This is a genomic window from Enterococcus mundtii, from assembly GCF_002947535.1.
In the GTDB taxonomy this organism is placed as follows: domain Bacteria; phylum Bacillota; class Bacilli; order Lactobacillales; family Enterococcaceae; genus Enterococcus_B; species Enterococcus_B mundtii_B.
Genome location: NZ_PUAP01000017.1, coordinates 116,743 through 133,617, shown reverse-complemented (window position 1 = coordinate 133,617; position 16,875 = coordinate 116,743). Strand labels below are relative to the sequence as shown.

The window sequence follows — 16,875 nt, the reverse complement described above, 5'->3', positions numbered from 1 at the left end:
TTGATACAATAGTGTTTTGTTATTGTTTCTGCTTGATTTTCGTATATCTTTTATGAAATCCATATGTTAAAGTATTGGCGGAGATACTTTTGTTGATAGAGCTAAAATTTCCAAAAAGATAAATAATAGAGTAAAAGTAAACTGAAAAATAAATAGCCGATTAGATGTCAGGGAAAGAGGTGAAAGTCCTCTACAGACCTACCTACTGTAAGGTGGATGAAACCAATAGGACCACAGATCATTCTGGAAGGGTTGGGAGTAAAAGGAAGCCAAGTCAGGAGACCGGTCTAACGGCAATCATGTTCTTTTGTAGGAGAAAGATCAAGCGTTTTTTTGTGTGATCAATCAAACTGTCTTCTCCTGTAAAAGGAAAGGCAGTTTTTATCTACTTTGAAAAAAGGTTGTTTGGTAAGAGTATGGAAATGAAAGGGCTATCGTAAACAAAGTGATCACTGGGAAAAGTAAAAATGAGTCAAAGAAAGTGGGAATAGTTGATGAAAAAATTATCGAAATTAGTTGCTGTATTGGGATTGAGCGTAGTCTTTGGGTTGAGTGCTTGCTCAAATAATAACAACGAAACAAGCCAAACAGCAGAAACAACGACAGCTTCAGAAGTTGCTTTGCCGACAAAAGATCGTGGGGGTGAAGAAATCGAGATTCCTGAAGAAGTGAATAAAATGGTTTCTTTAGTTCCTTCAGTTACACAAGTGATCGATGATCTAGGACGTAAAGATCAATTAGTAGCGGTTGACACACAAAGTCCGGCAATGACGGAAGAACTTGATGAGTTGCCACAAATCGATATGATGGCTGTGGATGCAGAAACATTGATTTCATTGAACCCACAAGTGATTTATGTTTCAGATATCAGTTTGCATGGCTCTGAAAATGTCTGGTCTCAAGTAAAAGATGCAGGAATTACTGTCGTAAATATTCCAACTAGTAATACCATTGAAGATATTGCTTTAGATGTCCAATTTATCGCGGATACTTTACAAGAGCATGAAAAAGGACAAGAATTAGTCGATACAATGAACAAAGAGATCGATGAAATCAAAGAAATTGGAGCAACGATTACAGATAAGAAAAAAGTATTGTTTGAAATTAGCGCATTACCTGAAATCTATAGCTTTGGTAAAGGCGTTTACTTGAATGAAATGATCGAACTTGTAGGTGCAGAAAATGTCTTAGCAGATCAAGAAAGCTGGATTCCAGTAACAGAAGAAGCTGCAATTGCTAGTAAGCCAGATGTAATTTTGACGAACGTAAATTACTTGGATGATGCAGTGCAAGAAATCTTAGATCGTGGAAGCTGGAAAGACGTTCCTGCGGTGAAAAATGAAGCAGTATTCTATATCGATAATGCTGCGAGCTCTTTACCAAACCACCATATGACAAAAGCCTTAAAAGAAATGGCATTAGCAATCTACCCTGATGAATACAAATCGTTGGAAAATGAATAAACAAAGTCGGTTGCTGTTAGCAGTTGTCTTAAGTATCATCGTAGTATTCTTTGGGATCAAAATCGGAAGTGTATCCATTCCTTTTGATACCTTGATCCAAGCATTATTTTCAAGAGGAGACAAACAGCTAGATGCAACGATCGTCACCATTCTTTGGCAGGTTCGCCTGCCGAGAGTGGTTTTGGCGTTTCTTGTAGGAGCTGCTTTGGCTGTGAGTGGAACGGTCATGCAATCCTTATTAGGCAATCCATTAGCTTCTGCCTATACGCTAGGTGTGTCATCAGGGGCATCACTTGGCGCTGCGTTGATCATTGTTTCAGGAATCACTTTACCGTTGTTCCCGAATTTCACATTACCTCTGACAGGCTTTATTTTTGGTTTAGCAACTGTGTTTATTGTCTTGGCGATGAGTCAAAGATTGGATCAGCAATTATCGAATCAAACAGTTATTTTGGTGGGAATGGTCATGACCTTATTTGTAGGTGCAATGTTGACGATCGTCACGGCATTGTTCAAAGATCATTTGCAGCAATTAGTCTTCTGGCAAATGGGTAGCTTTTCAGGGAGCACGTGGGCAAAAATTCAAATCTTTTTACCTATCTTACTATTTGGAACAATCGCTCTTTGGTTCTCTGCTAGAAGTTTAGATGTGTTATCTTTAGGTGAAGAAGAGGCGTTAATCTCTGGTGTAGATGTTCGAACGATCAAGCTATGGGTCATGGTCCTTGCGGCTTTGCTTGCAGGAAGTGCGGTTTCATTTGTCGGTGTGATCGGATTCGTTGACTTGATTGCCCCCCATGTCATCCGACGTTACTTCGGTGCTAGCCATCGTTGGGTCATTCCAGGAGCAGCACTATTAGGTGGCAGTATGATGGTCGTCGGCGATACGATTTCTCGAACGCTATTATCTCCCCAAGAAATACCAATAGGCGCTGTCACAGCATTGATTGGTGCGCCATTTTTTGCCTATGTTTATTTCAAACGAAAGTGAGTGTTTTACAATTATGAAAGATATTTATCGAAGTCCTTATGAGGCTTATCCGTTTTTAGCAGACGATGCAGATGATTTACGCTGCGATTATGAATTACACACCGATCGTTTATCTTCAGAAATCGGGCTATTACGCGCAAAGTGTAAAGATTCTCCTTTTTACGAAGAGTTAGAGAAAATCGGTGAATTGGTTTACCATGCCAATGCGTGCGTGCGTACAAAAATGACGATCACGCAAGAAGAAATCGACTGGTTAAAGAGTCGTGTCGATGAATTGAATGCGGAAAGAACAAACCAAAGCGGACCATTTTTCTTACCTCAAGGAAGTGAACGAGGGGCGTTGGCTCATATCTTGCGTGTCGATTGTAAAATAATCGTTCGTTTGCTGTATCGCCATCTCTATCAAGGCAAAAAAGTCGATTCAGGCTTGCTAGACTTTTTCAATTTATTGTCTGGTTACTTCTTCATGATTGCGCTGAAATTCAACCGAGAAGATGATGTAACAGAAATTCCTTTTGTCAGCAGAAATTACCGCTAAAGGAGGAAAAGTGATGACCTTGAAGCTATCGCAAGTCACAGCTGGCTATGGCTCAGTAAAAATCATCAAAGAAGTCTCCTTCGAGCTGAACAAAGGTGAGAACCTATGTATCCTAGGACCTAACGGCTGTGGCAAGACGACCGTATTGAAATCAATTGCGGGCATCCTTTCCTACGAAGGATCGATCACGATCGATGGAAAAGAAGTCCGCACGATGAAACGCAAAGAAGCCGCGCGCAAAGTCGCTTTACTCAGCCAGTTTTCAACCATTGCTTTTGATTACACCGTCTATGAAACTATCATGATGGGGCGTTATACGCACATCAAACAAGGACTATGGTCGGTCACCACAGCAGAAGATCGAGAAAAAGTCATGGAGTGCTTGGCTCTAACCAATCTGTTAGAATTGAAAGACCACCCCGTCAACCAACTTTCCGGTGGCCAAAAGCAACGCGTCTTCCTAGCCAAAGTATTAGCCCAAGACCCAGATATTTTATTACTAGACGAACCCAATAATCATCTCGATATCAAGCACCAACTCGAACTCATCGGCTATTTAAAAGACTGGGGCAAGAACCAAGACAAAACAATCATTGGCGTCTTCCACGACATCCGTTTAGCCCTCTCTTTAAGCGACCAAGTCCTGTTCATGAAAGCAGGCCAAGTCATCAAGCAAGGCCCATTTTTGGAAACAGCTTCAAGGAAACTACTTAAAGATATCTTTGATGTAGATCTAGTGAAGCATTTTCAGGAACAGAGTGAGATTTGGGAGAAGTTGGGAGAAGGGTTATTGTAAATTACTAAATAATTATAGAAATCCTGAGGTTAATTGTAATAAATCTCAGGATTTCTTGTTTTATATAACGATTATAATAGATCAAACTTTGTATTTATTTGAGTATACTCATTATTGGAATAACTTTATTTATATTTTTGGTTGCTAGTTATTTATTTTCTTTGACACACCTTGATTTTAATATTCGTTATTTAATTATTATTTGACAATATAAACCCTTATTATAAGTATTTATCTATATATTATTAGTTTTAAAAATCCAATAGTATGGTATTATTATATTATAATATGATGTAAGGGTTGTTTTTTTATTGATATATAAAGGAGAAGTTTATGAATTCAGAAATACATAATGTTAAACCATTTTTGAGATGGGCCGGAGGAAAAAGCTGGCTGAAAAAACACTTGGATACAATTGTCGGAGATTTGCATTTCAATAACTACTTCGAACCTTTTTTAGGAGGCGCTTCCATTTTTCTGGCCATTCAACCAAAAAAACAAATTTTTTTATCTGATTTGAATGAGGAATTAATGAATACTTATTGTGTAATAAGAAACGAACCAAACGCTGTAATAGAGGAATTGAAAAAATATGAGAACACAAAAGATTTTTATTATAAAATGAGAGAACAAAATTTTAATGATGAAATTTTATCTGCTGCGAAGTTTATTTACTTAAATAAAACATCTTTTAATGGAATATACCGAGTGAATAGAGATGGCGGATATAATGTACCGTATGGTTACAGAGCTAATTACATAATTGAAGAAGATAATATTTTAAGAGTTAGTAAACTTTTGAATGGAGCAATTTTGGAAACTAATGATTTTATGTCCATTAGTAATAAGATTCAAAAAAATGATTTAGTTATACTGGACCCACCGTATACAGTTTCACATAATCATAATGGATTTATTAGTTACAACCAAAAGTTATTTTCTTTAGAAGATCAATATCGGTTAAACGAATTGATCAATTTGATAAAAAAGAAAGAAGCTTATTATATTCTAACGAACGCTGCTCATGAGAAAGTGTATGAAATATTTAATAATAAAGATGACCTTACATATCCTCTGACAAGAGCAAGCTTGATTGGTGGTAAAAATGCAAATAGAGGCAAGATCAAGGAGTATGTCTTTACTAATATAAAGGAGAGTTGAGCATGACTGGAAAAGATTTCTCGATATTAACAAAGGAAGAATTATTAGTAGAAAAAAGAGAAAGAAAAAGAGAGTTTAATACTAAGAGTGTCCCGCTACCAGATGTAGCTTCTTTCGTGGAGGAGGGATGGATTATTGATAGGAATTTCAAAAAAACATCTCGTTTAAAAAGAAGTAAGCTTAAACAAGAGTTGTTTATTAATAAGTTATGGCTACTATTTTACGATATGGGATTCAATGAAATTAGTAAAACCTCAATAAATATTGATGGGCTAGAGGTAGATATAGTGTCTTCTGATGATGAAACACTATTATTTATTTTTACTAATTTTAGTGATAAAAAGCAGAATAAGAAAAGTTTATTAAATGAGATAAAGCAAATTAATGAGCATAAGTCCTCCTTGATTAAGTGGGGGAGAGGTAATTTTCCAGAAAAAAAGAAAAAATGTGCATTTATTTTTGCCACACAAAATTATATACTACCAGATCAAGATACTTATTTTATGGAAAAATATGGAATAACTTATTTCGATGAAGAAACGTTTTTATACTATAAAGGTCTATCCACTCACTTAGGTAAAGCATCGAGATATCAATTCCTAGGTCTTCTTTTCTCTGGGCAAAAAATACAAAGCATGGATAATAAAATACCGGCTATAGAAGGAAGAATGGGTGGACATAAGTACTATTCTTTTTCGATTGAGCCAGAGAAGTTGTTGAAAATTGCATACGTGTTACATAGGAATAATGCCAACAAAGACATGATGCCTACTTATCAGAGACTGATAAAAAAGGATCGAATCAAGGCAATTAGAGAATTTATTTCTGAGGGTGGTTTCTTTCCTAATTCATTAATAATTAATTTAGACACAAATGGGAAAAAACTAAGATTTGATATGAGTGGGAATCAAGTTGAAGAAGCAATATCAAAGATAGGGATATTACATCTTCCACAATTATATCGATCTGCTTATATTATTGATGGTCAACATAGATTATATGGCTATTCTAATCTGACTTTTTCAGAGTCTAATTCAATTCCTGTTGTGGCATTTGAAAACCTTAATAGAAAAGAACAAATTAAGCTATTTATGGATATAAATGAAAATCAAAAATCTGTATCTAAAAATTTAAGAAATACTTTAAATTCTGATCTTCTTTGGGAATCTGATTCCTTAAATGAAAGAAAAACAGCATTAAAATTGGTGATTGCTCATAGGTTAGGCGACGATAGAAGCTCTTCTTTGTATGATCGAATTTTAGTTGGTGAAAATTCAAGAACAGACTATTGTTCAATCACCATTGACTCTATAAAAAATGCATTAGATGATTGTTCTTTTTTTGGAGAATACAGTAGAAATAATGAATTAATTAGTATGGGTACTTTGGATAAAGAGAGTAATAAAGAAACTTCAGACATAGTTTTTAATTATTTAAAGGAGTGTTTGTGGTACGTAAAATCTCAAGTTGGAGATAATTGGGAAACTACTGAGAAAGATAAGATGTTTATTGTGACTAATCCTGGAATATATAGTTTGATCCGTATTATTGATGATATAACTAATGATTTAATGGCGAGAAGTCTCATAAATTTAGATCAGATTCAAAAAAAAGAAAATCTTAACTTGGTGTTCGACTATTTAGACTATTTAATCGATTATTATAAATCTGTTACTCTAGATGAAAGAAAAAAAATAAAAAAAATTATGGTGGAGGGGGAAAGATCAAGTACTGGCGAACACTACAGAAAGAAATAAGTAAAAGATGTGAGAGTTTTTGTCCTGAGGGAATGAATAAATACTGGGAAGAAAATGATATGAGATATAATGATGCTTCCTATAATATGATACGGGATATAGAATTATATATAAAGGGAGATTGCAAAGAAAAGCTTCAGAATGAATTTGGCGATGTCTGGTTTAAAAAAGGATTGCCAAAGAAAGTATATCAGGATGCAAATTCTCTAGCAGTGGAAAAAAATTACGACAAGAAATCTGGAGAAGAAGTTTCGCCTTGGGACTGTCTCAATTTTATTAATTATAGAGAAATTGTTCTAAACAACTGGCAAAATATTTTTGAAAAAGATTACACTTTGCCAGAAGATAAGAAGAAATCCGGAAAAAAAACAGATAAAACCAAATGGATGGAGAAAATATCTAGAATTAGAAATGAGCAGTTTCATCAGTACTCAGTCACAGAGGAAGAGTTTCAATTTTTAGAAAAAATTCATACATGGCTATTACAAGGCAATAAATATAGACAATTAGGTTTTTAATACTATCAGATTTATAAAATTGGATATTCATATTGTTGTTCTATTAAAAAACAATAGAAAACCGCTGAACAGCCCATTTCACTCTAGCTGTCCAGCGGTTCCTTCATTTATCCACAACCCTCACCGATCCCCAAATATTCAACTCTGGTACGATCTGCTGATGGATGATCGGTTCGTCTGGATGATTGATGCGGTGTAACAAGGTTCGGATGGCGAGTTGGCCCATGAATTCCAAGTTGGTGGCAACGTTGGTCAATCGTGGGATTGCCATGCGTGTGAATTCTGTTTCGTCAAAACAAATAATACTGATGTCATCTGGTATTGTATAGCCAGCGGATTGGAGATAGCTGTTGAGCATGAAGGCTAATCCGGAATTGACACAAAACCAAGCGTCGGGCATTTGCTCGATGCTTTTTAGGCGACTGAACAAAGCGCCTTGGGATTCCTCGATTTCGGTGATCTCGATTTCTGGTTCTTGTGAGATGCCGTGTTCTGCTAAGGCGCGATGGTAGCCCCGGTAGCGTTCGAGGTAGCTTGGCGAAAAGGAGGTGTCGCCGATGAAGCCGATTCGTTTCATACCGTTCGCAATGAGTAATGAAATGGCTTGGAACGTGCCGTCGGTATTTTTGGACAAAATGGCATCCGCGAGTAATTCTGGATCGTGATGATCAATCAAAGTTACGGGGATTCCTGTAGCAATCACTTGTTTTATGTAGTCATTGTTACTATGAGAAAGCACTAAAATACCGTCATATTCATTGATGTGTTCTGGCAGGATCATTTGTTGTAGTGTTTCATCGGTTAAGGTATACGTGTCTAATCTGATATGTGCACGTTGTGCGGCAGATTCTGCGCTTTTCACGATTTCGCCGAAGAAACTTGTTTGGGAAAAGGCAAATTCGGTTGCCATCAAAAGGAAGCTCATGGTGGTGTCTTCTGTGACGGTTTGGTAACGATAGCCTAGTTCGTCGGCTTTATTTTTTACTAGTTGTTTGGTTTGTTGGCTGACGCCTGGTTTGTTTCGTAGTGCTTGCGAAACGGAATTTTTAGAGATTCCTAGTGCATCAGCGATGTCTTGCATCGAAGCTTTTTTCATAAGTTCACCTAATTTCTCGTAATATTTATATTGATTATAACATAGTACATCTAAAATAATCACCTAAAGAGATTACAAATGTAACTTTGTAATGTTAATTACGTAATGTTGACAAACGTAATTACGGATGGTATGATTGTCGCAGTTATAAGAAACCGTTTACAAATCAAGGAGGAAGATTCATGAAGATGAAGAAAATATTTTTGGGACTTACGACTGTATTAGTAGGAACTGTTTTACTTGCGGGCTGTGGCAATCAATCAACGAGTGGGGATTCTGGCTCAGATGATGGGAAAACGAAAATCACTTTTTGGGCGGCACCTAATCCGACGCAATTGAGCTATTGGCAAGAAATGGCGACAGAATTCGAAGCACAAAATGACGAGATCACAGTCGAAGTGACTCAAATGAAAGAAAGTCCATCTTCTGAAGCGACGATCCAAAGTGCGATTGCATCGAATACAGCACCGACATTGTCTGAAAATGTGAACCGTAGTTTTGCGGCACAATTGGCGGCTAGTGAAGCGATTTTACCATTGAATCAACAAAGTGGATTTGATTCGATCGTGGAAACAAGACACATGGATCAAACGATTGAAAGCTGGAAATTTTCTGACGATAGTCAATATGTATTACCATTGTATTCAAACCCGATTTTATTTGGTTGGCGCATTGATTTACTAGAAGAACTTGGCTTTTCGGAGGTTCCAAAAACGTATTCTGAATTGTTAGACGTTGTAGAGAAAGTGCAAGAAACAGATAAAGCTTTGTGGGCGAAAAGAGACTTGTCTGACCCAACAGCTTGGATGCGTTGGTTTGATTTCTTCCCGTTGTACAATGCGGCGAGTGAAGGTGGCAGTTTTGTAGAAAATGAGAAGTTTTCTGTGGATGAGGCTGCAATGACGGATGTATTTGATTTGATGAGTCAATTAGCAGATGCGAATGTTTTGCGAACAGGTGAAGCGACTGATCCATTTGAAAATGGGGATAGTATCATGACTGATCTTGGTCCGTGGACATTCCCGAATTGGGACGAAAAATATCCTGAGTTGACGTTTGGTGAAAACTACACAGTGACGACACCTGTTGTGCCTGATGCTTTAGCAGATGTGGAAGAAGTTTCCACTTACGCAGATGCGAAAGGGATCGTGATGTACGCGCAAGCAACAGAAGAAGAACAAGCAGCAGCGATGGCGTTCTTGGAATTTGTTTATTCAGATGATGAACATGACATGAAGTTATTAGAAATGACGTCATTGATCCCTGCGAGAGACGATGCGAAAGAAAATGAAATTTTTGCTGCATACTTTGAAGAAAATCCAGCGATGAAAGTATACGCAGAAAATGTTCCGTTTGCTGTACCGGCAATGGATAATGAAAAATTCAATGAGATTCAACAAGCTTTTGGTGAACAAGCGTGGGTACCAGTGATTCGTGGAGAAAAGGATGCGAAAACTGCAACAGCAGATGCCAAATCAGCGGTTGAAGGGGCGCTTCAATAATGAACAAAAATACAAAGTTGGGCTGGTTATTTACCAGCCCATACCTGATTTTTACTGTCATCTTCTTTTTATTACCGCTTTTATGGTCGTTTTGGTTGGCGCTGACAAGTTGGAATATGATTTCACCAACGGTTGAATTTGTTGGTTTCGAAAATTTTATTGATGCGTTTCATAGCCCGGCGATTCGAGCAGCATTTGTGGTGACCTATAAATTTCTACTTGTCTTTGTTCCGATGGCTTTGATTTTATCGATGACGATTGCATTGTTAGTGAATAGTTTGCCTAAGTTTAAAGGTTTGTACATGGTTGCCTTCTTTTTACCTTATCTTTCAAGTGGGGTCGTGACTTCGTTGATTGTGAAAGGTTTGCTTTCTTACAATGGTCCTTTCAATACGTTTTTACGTACGAGAATGGGCTGGGATATTGATTGGTTAGGGAATCCTCAGACGTCGATTTTTATTGTTTCACTGATGATTGCTTGGAAGATGTCTGGTTATTATGGGTTGATCTTGATTTCTGGTTTGGGAAATATCAATAAAGAGGTCTATGAGGCTGCGGCAATCGATGGCGCAAGTGCTTGGACGCGTTTTTGGAAGATCACGTTTCCGATGCTTTATCCTGCATTTTTTACAGTGACGGTGCTTGCTGTGGGGATTAGTTTTGGGATCTTTACGGAAGTGTATCAATTGACTGGTGGCGGGCCGAATTTTGCTACGAATACGTGGCAAATGGAGATCTATAATCAAGCGTTTGTCAATCTTCGCTCGGGTTATGCTTCAGCAGTTGCTTTGATGGCTTCTGTGGTGACGTTTGCTTCGATCGGTGTGATTCGTAAACTATTAGAAAAATGGGGGGAGAAAAATGGTTGGTCATAAACGGACAAAAGGCAAAAATACGATTCTTTATCTTGTAACCACCCTCGTGATGCTGATCATGACGTTTCCTTTTGTGTACTTAGTCATGCATTCTTTTGCAGTTTGGGATCAAGTGGATCGTCGCATTATCCCGACAGATTTTAGTTTACGTTCTTGGACGTGGCTTTTCGGAGGTTCACCGACTTCTGCGGATGTTCCGTGGTTGGGGGCTTTTGTCAATACGACGATCGTGGCGACGGTAGCAACTGTTTTAATGATGTTGTTTGCTTTGATGGTCGGTTATGCGTTGGCAAAGATCGAGTTTAAAGGGAAAAAATTAGTAAACAATTTTATTCTTTTCCAAATGTTTTTCCCAGCAATCATTTTACTGATCCCGCAGTTTTTAATGGTGACGAGAGTGGGGTTACTGGATTCATATGCAGGAATGATTATTCCTACAGCAATCAGTTTATGGGCGATTTTTATGTATACGAACTTTTTCAAAGCGATTCCCAATACATTGATTGAAGCGGCGAAGTTAGATGGTGCAACGGAGATGCAAGTCTTGTTCAAAGTCGTTTTACCGATGTCCAAATCGATTACGACGGTGATTTTCTTGTTCTTGTTTACGGATCGTTGGACGAATTTATTGTGGGATATGATCGTGTCGAAAAGTGATAGTACAGTGACGTTGAATGTGTTGATTTCACAAATGTTCGGACCGTATGGCACGTTTCCAGGACCGATGTATGCGGCGTCAGTATTGTTGACGTTACCATTGATCGTTTTGTTTTTGATTTTCTCAAAACGATTCCAAGATGGTATGCAATTTACATTGAAGTAAGAGGACAGAACAATGTGGTGGAAAAATGCAGTTTTTTATGAAATCTATCTCGCTTCTTTTGCAGATAGTAATGGCGACGGGATTGGGGATATCGATGGTGTTAGAGGAAAGTTGTCTTATCTAAAAGAATGTGGCATCGATGCCTTATGGCTCACGCCATTTTATCCTTCGCCAAGAGTCGATAATGGGTATGATGTGTCAGATTATTGTGCGGTTGATCCGCAATATGGGTGTTTGGAAAACTTTCGATCACTTTTGGAAGAAGCACATGCATTATCGATAAAAGTCATTATTGATGTGGTTTTGAATCACACATCAACGGCACATCCGTGGTTTATCGAATCCAGTGCGAGCCAAGCGAGTGCAAAACGAGATTGGTATATTTGGCGAGAACAACCGAATAATTGGGAAAGCTTTTTTGGTGGGAGTGCTTGGAAGCTGGATCACCGAACCAATCAGTATTATTATCACAGTTTTGCAGAAGAACAGGCGGATCTGAACTGGCAGAATCCTGAAGTGAAGCAGGCAATCTACGATGTCTTGTCTTTCTGGCTGGACATGGGTGTGGATGGGTTTCGTTTTGATGTGATCAATAATCTAACGGTGAATGATACTTTTACAGATAATCCTAGGGATGAAGAGGGGAAACAGGTGCATCTTTATGATGTCAACCAGCCTGGAGTGATGCCAGTTCTTAAAGAAATGAATCAATGGCTCAAAACAGTCGCTCCGAATATTTTTACAGTGGCTGAGATCAGTTCGGATCAGTTATCGGTGATTTCAAGTTATGTGGAAGAAGCAGGATTCGATACGGCGTTCAATTTTAATTTAGGAAGTATTGAAACGTTGGATCTAACGATGTTGACCCACGAATTTCAAGAGATGAATGCACGTGAACATCTTCCAACTTTATTCTTTAATAGTCACGATATGAGTCGTTCGTGGAACCGGTTGGCACAAGAAGATCGTGAGACGTATGAATTGTTGTCTGTCTTTCTGTTGATCAATCGGGGGGTGCCTTTCTTATTTCAAGGAGAAGAACAAGGGGTAAGTGATTTTCATCCGACCCATATTTCAGAGATTCGCGACATCCAAGCGAAGAATAAATACCATGAACAATGTCTCTTTGTAGAAACACGACAGGCACTTTCAGCCGCCAATGAAGTGAATCGCGACCGTTCCCGGGGGATGATTCCTTGGGGAGAAAGTCAACGACCTGGGTGGATCGGGACGAGCCCGAAAAATCCAGAAGGGGCACTGATTTCTTCTGTCTATCAAGAATTGATTCGTTTGCGTAAAGCGGAGGGACCTTTTCAAGAAGTCACGAATATTCAGTTGGAAAAAGGATGTATACGCTATCAAGTAAAGCATTTATCCGTAGTGCTGAATTTTAGTGAGTCGTCTGTAGAACAGAATACCTCAGAAAACGTTCAAACGATTTATGGCAAAGGAATGCTTAGTGAGGATCGTAAATGGGTCAACGTGCCATCAAAAAGCTGTTGGATTGGAAAGGAATAGCAATGATCAAAATAAAAAACTTAATTGAAGACTATCGAAAAAATAAGCCTGAACAAATGAAAAAAGCGGAATTTTTGACGTTTACAGGTGTGGGAACGAAGGATGTCTATAATATTACCGCACCCTTTGAGTTAGCGGGAGAAGTCGTATTAGCTGGGCGTGTGGAAGCTAGAGAGAGCGAAGATTCTACCGTCTACTTGTTTAGAGAAACAGCTAAAAATACGTGGGCAAAGATTTCTGATGGCATCGAATTACCATTACAAGATCCTTTTTATACGGTGATCGACGGGAAAGTGATTTTAGGTGGGGTAGAAGTTGTTTTCTTGCCAGAAGGTCAGGCGCAATGGCGGACCATTTTTTATCACTTAGAAGATACAGCAACTGCCCACCACTTATTTGAAGGACCATGGGGAATGAAAGACTTACGTTTGAAGCAATTGTCAACTGGTGAAATTTTAGTCATGACACGTCCACAAGGAGAAAAAGGCGGTCGTGGCAAGATTGGTGCTTGTCTGATCGATCAGCTGGCTGATCTATCGATCCAAAAAATCGAAGGAGCGCCATTGTTAGCGAATCAATTTTCTGAGGAAGAATGGGGCGGCGCAAATGAAATTTTTGAGATTGATGGAGTGATTTGGGTTTTAGGCCATATTGCGAATTTTGATGAGCAAGGTGATCGCCATTATTATGCGATGCGTTTTTCTTTTGATCGCAGAAACCATGCAATGAAAGATGTGCGCATCCTTGCAGAAAGAAAAGATTTTGCTAAAGGACCGACGAAACGACCGGATCTTGTGGATGTGGTCTTTAGCGGAGGCTTGGACCTGTCTTCTGAGCATGGTGTTTTATATGCCGGGATCAGTGATGCAGGCGCACAAAAATTAAAAATCGAAAATCCATTTAAGTAGAGGTAAATACAGATGAAAATAGACCGTTTTAATGAAAATCCATTGATTACACCAAAAGATATCAAACCGTTACACGACGGATATGAAGTGATTGGTGCATTCAATGGGGGAGTTGCTTACTATCAAGGGGAAGTCTTACTCTTATTGAGAATCGCAGAGCGACCAATCTCGGAAGATCCAAAGGTGATCAAAGCGCCTGTTTATGATCCAGCAACGCAAACGATGGAAATCTTATCTTTTGATCGTGAGGATGAAAGTTATGATTTTGAAGATCCACGAATGATCCGTAAAAAAGATCAATTAGATCGTTTTGAGTATTTAACTTCTTTGTCTTATATTCGAATTGCTCGGAGTAAAGATGGACATCATTTTACGATTGACGAAGATGCTTTCTTGTACCCGTTTAATGAATACCAAACGTACGGCATAGAAGATGCGCGTTGTACGCAAATTGGCGATACATACTACGTCAATTTTAGTTCTGTCTCACCGATGGGGGTCTGTGATTCTTTAGTTTCAACGAAAGATTTCAAGTCTTATCAAGATCTTGGCAATATATTTGCGCCAGAAAATAAAGATGTGTTGATTTTTCCAGAACAAATCAATGGGAAGTACTATGCGTTGCACCGTCCGTCGCTAAAAAGTATTGGAAATTATGATATCTGGATTGCGTCTTCACCAGATTTAGTGAGTTGGGGGAACCACCATCATCTGTTAGGTGTTCGAGAAAATACATGGGATAGCGGTCGGATCGGCGGCGGTCTAGTGCCTATCAAAACGGATCAAGGGTGGTTGATCATCTATCATGGCGCGACAGCACAGCATCGCTATTGTATGGGTGCCGCACTTTTAGATTTAGAAGATCCAACCAAAGTGATCGCGCGCAGTCATCAGACAATCATGGAGCCAGAAGCGGACTATGAAAAGAATGGTTTCTTTGGGGATGTTGTCTTTGGCTGTGGGGGATTACTTGATGGGGATCAGTTGACGATGTATTACGGTGTCGCAGATACATCAATGGCTGGCTGTACCCTTTCGATCAATGAGATTTTAGATCAAATGAAAGAAGAACGCCCATGAGCTGGCAACAAAAATATCAAGAATGGCTAAATGAAGGATCTTTAGAAGAAGCGATGAAAGAGCAATTATCGGCTCTTTCTGACTCGCAAGAAATCGAAGATCGCTTTTATCAGTACTTGTCCTTTGGCACAGGTGGGATGCGCGGGGAACTCGGAGTCGGTACGAATCGGCTGAACAGTTATACGATCAAACGAGTTGCTTTTGGTTTAGCTACTTATATTCGTGAAGAAAATGCAAGCCAACAAGGCGTAGTGATCGCATTTGATAACCGTCATGGCTCAAAGGAATTCGCTGAATGGACGGCGCGAGTATTAGCCAGTCAAGGGGTCAAGGTTTATTTATCTGATTGTTTACGTCCGACACCGCAATTGTCGTTTCTTGTTCGCCATTATCAAGCGTGTGCAGGAGTGATGATCACGGCTAGTCACAATCCAAAAGAATACAACGGATTTAAAGTTTATGGACCAGACGGTGGGCAGATTACTTTAGAAACAGCAGAGAGACTGACAGAACTTTTAGCGGATGGACCTAATGAGTTGGCGATTGAAGCAGACGCATTGGCTATTTATAGAGAGGCTCAGCTGATTCATCTTTTTGGTGAAGAAGTCGACACTCTTTATTTAGAACAGTTGACGGCAGTCATTCAAAATAAAGAAAACATCCGACGATTTGGCTCGCAGCTTAACATGATCTACACGCCATTACATGGAGCTGGAAATATACTTATGCAAAAAGCATTTGAGCAACTAGGATTTGCTAATCTCCACGTCATAAAAGAGCAAGCGTTACCTGATCCAGATTTTTCAACAGTAGTTTCACCTAATCCAGAAGATAAAGAGGCTTTTGCGCTGGCATTAACAGAAGCAAAGAAACGGGATGCACAACTGATATTAGCAACGGACCCAGATGCAGATCGTTTAGGTGTCGTGGTTTTGAAAAACGGAGAACCAGTATTTCTTACAGGGAATCAAATCGGCGCCCTATTGCTGGACTACTTGATTCGAAGCAAACAACAGAACCAACAATCCTTGACGAACTTCTTTATAGCCAAAACGATCGTCACTTCGGAACTAGGTGCCAGAATTGCTCAAGCGCATGGGATCGAAACGAGAAATACGTTGACTGGGTTCAAATTTATCGGTGAACAAATCCAACAAGCAGAAGAACAAAAAGGGAAAGATTTTTTGTTTGGGTACGAAGAAAGTTATGGCTATCTGATCGCCCCTTTTGTTAGAGACAAAGATGCGATCCAAGCGGCGGTATTATTAGCGGAAGCTACGTTAGACCGTCATTTATCAGGGCAGGATTTGATCGATCGTTTACATGAACTTTATGAAGAATACGGCTACTATGAAGAACATTTGGAAACACAGATTTTTTCTGGGAAAGATGGAATCATCCAAATGAACCAACGATTGGATCGTCTGAGAGAGCAATCATTTTCTCGCTTAGGAGAGTTTGAGCTTTCATGTACAGAAGATTACGCTACTTCACTAAGAACGACGCCAAATCAACAATCATCCACGATTGACCTTCCTGCTTCCAATGTCTTGAAGTATATATTCACAGATGGTTCATGGTTCTGTCTACGACCATCAGGTACAGAACCGAAGTTTAAGATTTATTATTCAGTGAAGGATAAATCTCAACCTTCTGCACGAGCGAAATTGCTTCGCTTGCAGAAGGAATTTCAGAAACTATTGGATCATTTATAAACAATACGAAAAGCCAAGCTAGACCTCTGAACTGAAGAGTCGCTTGGTTTTTTTGTAGAAACAATTAAGTAACTTAAAATACTCAAACATAACGTTATTGGTATGGAAACCTAACGGATATAAAATTAATGGAC

15 protein-coding genes and 1 riboswitch are annotated in these 16,875 nt (G+C 38.9%); of the genes, 14 read left to right on the top strand and 1 reads right to left on the bottom strand.

Translation table 11 applies throughout. The features are described 5' to 3' along the window. Positions 1–144: 144 nt before the first annotated feature. Positions 145–305: riboswitch (cobalamin riboswitch) on the top strand. A gap of 189 nt (positions 306–494) precedes the next feature. From CUS89_RS05305 to CUS89_RS16335, 7 genes are all read left to right on the top strand, one after another. Beyond that, entirely contained in the window at positions 495–1,463 is a 969-nt protein-coding gene (locus CUS89_RS05305; protein WP_104871335.1) for an ABC transporter substrate-binding protein, read from the top strand. After that, positions 1,456–2,454 carry a FecCD family ABC transporter permease gene (locus tag CUS89_RS05300; protein WP_071866943.1) on the top strand — a complete coding sequence of 333 codons (999 nt, stop codon included), beginning with the start codon at positions 1,456–1,458 and terminating at the stop codon, positions 2,452–2,454. Before CUS89_RS05305 ends, CUS89_RS05300 begins: the two co-directional genes overlap by 8 nt. Positions 2,455–2,467: 13 nt before the next feature. Further along, a complete protein-coding gene (locus tag CUS89_RS05295) occupies positions 2,468–2,992 on the top strand; it encodes an ATP:cob(I)alamin adenosyltransferase (RefSeq protein WP_181055313.1) in 525 nt (174 codons plus the stop codon). A 13-nt stretch (positions 2,993–3,005) separates the two neighbouring features. Beyond that, a complete protein-coding gene (locus CUS89_RS05290; protein ID WP_104871333.1) occupies positions 3,006–3,788 on the top strand; it encodes an ABC transporter ATP-binding protein in 783 nt (260 codons plus the stop codon). Positions 3,789–4,121: 333 nt separating this feature from the next. Continuing rightward, the gene (locus CUS89_RS05285) at positions 4,122–4,949 is read left to right on the top strand and encodes a DNA adenine methylase (RefSeq protein WP_065097080.1); all 828 of its coding nucleotides are present in this window, start codon (positions 4,122–4,124) and stop codon (positions 4,947–4,949) included. Between the two features lie 2 nt (positions 4,950–4,951). After that, positions 4,952–6,706, top strand: a complete 1,755-nt coding sequence (locus CUS89_RS05280; RefSeq protein ID WP_258082388.1) for a DGQHR domain-containing protein — start codon at positions 4,952–4,954, stop codon at positions 6,704–6,706. A gap of 59 nt (positions 6,707–6,765) precedes the next feature. Beyond that, the gene (locus CUS89_RS16335) at positions 6,766–7,224 is read left to right on the top strand and encodes a hypothetical protein (protein WP_258082387.1); all 459 of its coding nucleotides are present in this window, start codon (positions 6,766–6,768) and stop codon (positions 7,222–7,224) included. Positions 7,225–7,327: 103 nt separating this feature from the next. On the opposite strand, the gene CUS89_RS05275 is transcribed toward CUS89_RS16335, so the two are convergent. Next, a complete protein-coding gene (locus CUS89_RS05275; protein ID WP_104871332.1) occupies positions 7,328–8,320 on the bottom strand; it encodes a LacI family DNA-binding transcriptional regulator in 993 nt (330 codons plus the stop codon). A 182-nt stretch (positions 8,321–8,502) separates the two neighbouring features. On the opposite strand from CUS89_RS05275, the gene CUS89_RS05270 reads away from it, so the two are divergent. Genes CUS89_RS05270 through CUS89_RS05240 form a run of 7 tightly spaced genes read left to right on the top strand, consistent with a single transcriptional unit; the run spans position 8,503 to position 16,741 of the window. Further along, positions 8,503–9,822 (top strand): ABC transporter substrate-binding protein, encoded by a 1,320-nt coding sequence (locus CUS89_RS05270; RefSeq protein ID WP_104871331.1) that lies wholly within the window; start codon positions 8,503–8,505, stop codon positions 9,820–9,822. After that, entirely contained in the window at positions 9,822–10,697 is an 876-nt protein-coding gene (locus tag CUS89_RS05265) for a carbohydrate ABC transporter permease (RefSeq protein ID WP_104871330.1), read from the top strand. Before CUS89_RS05270 ends, CUS89_RS05265 begins: the two co-directional genes overlap by 1 nt. Continuing rightward, the gene (locus CUS89_RS05260) at positions 10,684–11,520 is read left to right on the top strand and encodes a carbohydrate ABC transporter permease (RefSeq protein ID WP_074799807.1); all 837 of its coding nucleotides are present in this window, start codon (positions 10,684–10,686) and stop codon (positions 11,518–11,520) included. The genes CUS89_RS05265 and CUS89_RS05260 overlap by 14 nt, the downstream gene beginning before the upstream one ends. 12 nt (positions 11,521–11,532) lie before the next feature. Then, a complete protein-coding gene (locus CUS89_RS05255; RefSeq protein WP_104871329.1) occupies positions 11,533–13,038 on the top strand; it encodes an alpha-amylase family glycosyl hydrolase in 1,506 nt (501 codons plus the stop codon). Beyond that, positions 12,993–13,946 carry a DUF1861 family protein gene (locus tag CUS89_RS05250; RefSeq protein ID WP_258082386.1) on the top strand — a complete coding sequence of 318 codons (954 nt, stop codon included), beginning with the start codon at positions 12,993–12,995 and terminating at the stop codon, positions 13,944–13,946. Before CUS89_RS05255 ends, CUS89_RS05250 begins: the two co-directional genes overlap by 46 nt. A gap of 12 nt (positions 13,947–13,958) precedes the next feature. Next, a complete protein-coding gene (locus CUS89_RS05245; protein WP_104871328.1) occupies positions 13,959–15,026 on the top strand; it encodes a BtaManbiosPhlase in 1,068 nt (355 codons plus the stop codon). Further along, on the top strand, positions 15,023–16,741 hold the full coding sequence (locus tag CUS89_RS05240; protein ID WP_104871327.1) for a phospho-sugar mutase: 1,719 nt from the start codon (positions 15,023–15,025) through the stop codon (positions 16,739–16,741). The genes CUS89_RS05245 and CUS89_RS05240 overlap by 4 nt, the downstream gene beginning before the upstream one ends. Positions 16,742–16,875: the final 134 nt, after the last annotated feature.

Coding starts and splice junctions, on each gene's coding strand:
- CUS89_RS05240 (WP_104871327.1), top strand. CDS start 15,023: ATGAGCTGGCAACAAAAATATCAAGAATGGCTAAATGAAGGATCTTTA.
- CUS89_RS05280 (WP_258082388.1), top strand. CDS start 4,952: ATGACTGGAAAAGATTTCTCGATATTAACAAAGGAAGAATTATTAGTA.
- CUS89_RS05245 (WP_104871328.1), top strand. CDS start 13,959: ATGAAAATAGACCGTTTTAATGAAAATCCATTGATTACACCAAAAGAT.
- CUS89_RS05270 (WP_104871331.1), top strand. CDS start 8,503: ATGAAGATGAAGAAAATATTTTTGGGACTTACGACTGTATTAGTAGGA.
- CUS89_RS05295 (WP_181055313.1), top strand. CDS start 2,468: ATGAAAGATATTTATCGAAGTCCTTATGAGGCTTATCCGTTTTTAGCA.
- CUS89_RS05290 (WP_104871333.1), top strand. CDS start 3,006: ATGACCTTGAAGCTATCGCAAGTCACAGCTGGCTATGGCTCAGTAAAA.
- CUS89_RS05255 (WP_104871329.1), top strand. CDS start 11,533: ATGTGGTGGAAAAATGCAGTTTTTTATGAAATCTATCTCGCTTCTTTT.
- CUS89_RS16335 (WP_258082387.1), top strand. CDS start 6,766: ATGAGATATAATGATGCTTCCTATAATATGATACGGGATATAGAATTA.
- CUS89_RS05265 (WP_104871330.1), top strand. CDS start 9,822: ATGAACAAAAATACAAAGTTGGGCTGGTTATTTACCAGCCCATACCTG.
- CUS89_RS05275 (WP_104871332.1), bottom strand. CDS start 8,320: ATGAAAAAAGCTTCGATGCAAGACATCGCTGATGCACTAGGAATCTCT.
- CUS89_RS05260 (WP_074799807.1), top strand. CDS start 10,684: ATGGTTGGTCATAAACGGACAAAAGGCAAAAATACGATTCTTTATCTT.
- CUS89_RS05300 (WP_071866943.1), top strand. CDS start 1,456: ATGAATAAACAAAGTCGGTTGCTGTTAGCAGTTGTCTTAAGTATCATC.
- CUS89_RS05250 (WP_258082386.1), top strand. CDS start 12,993: ATGGGTCAACGTGCCATCAAAAAGCTGTTGGATTGGAAAGGAATAGCA.
- CUS89_RS05285 (WP_065097080.1), top strand. CDS start 4,122: ATGAATTCAGAAATACATAATGTTAAACCATTTTTGAGATGGGCCGGA.
- CUS89_RS05305 (WP_104871335.1), top strand. CDS start 495: ATGAAAAAATTATCGAAATTAGTTGCTGTATTGGGATTGAGCGTAGTC.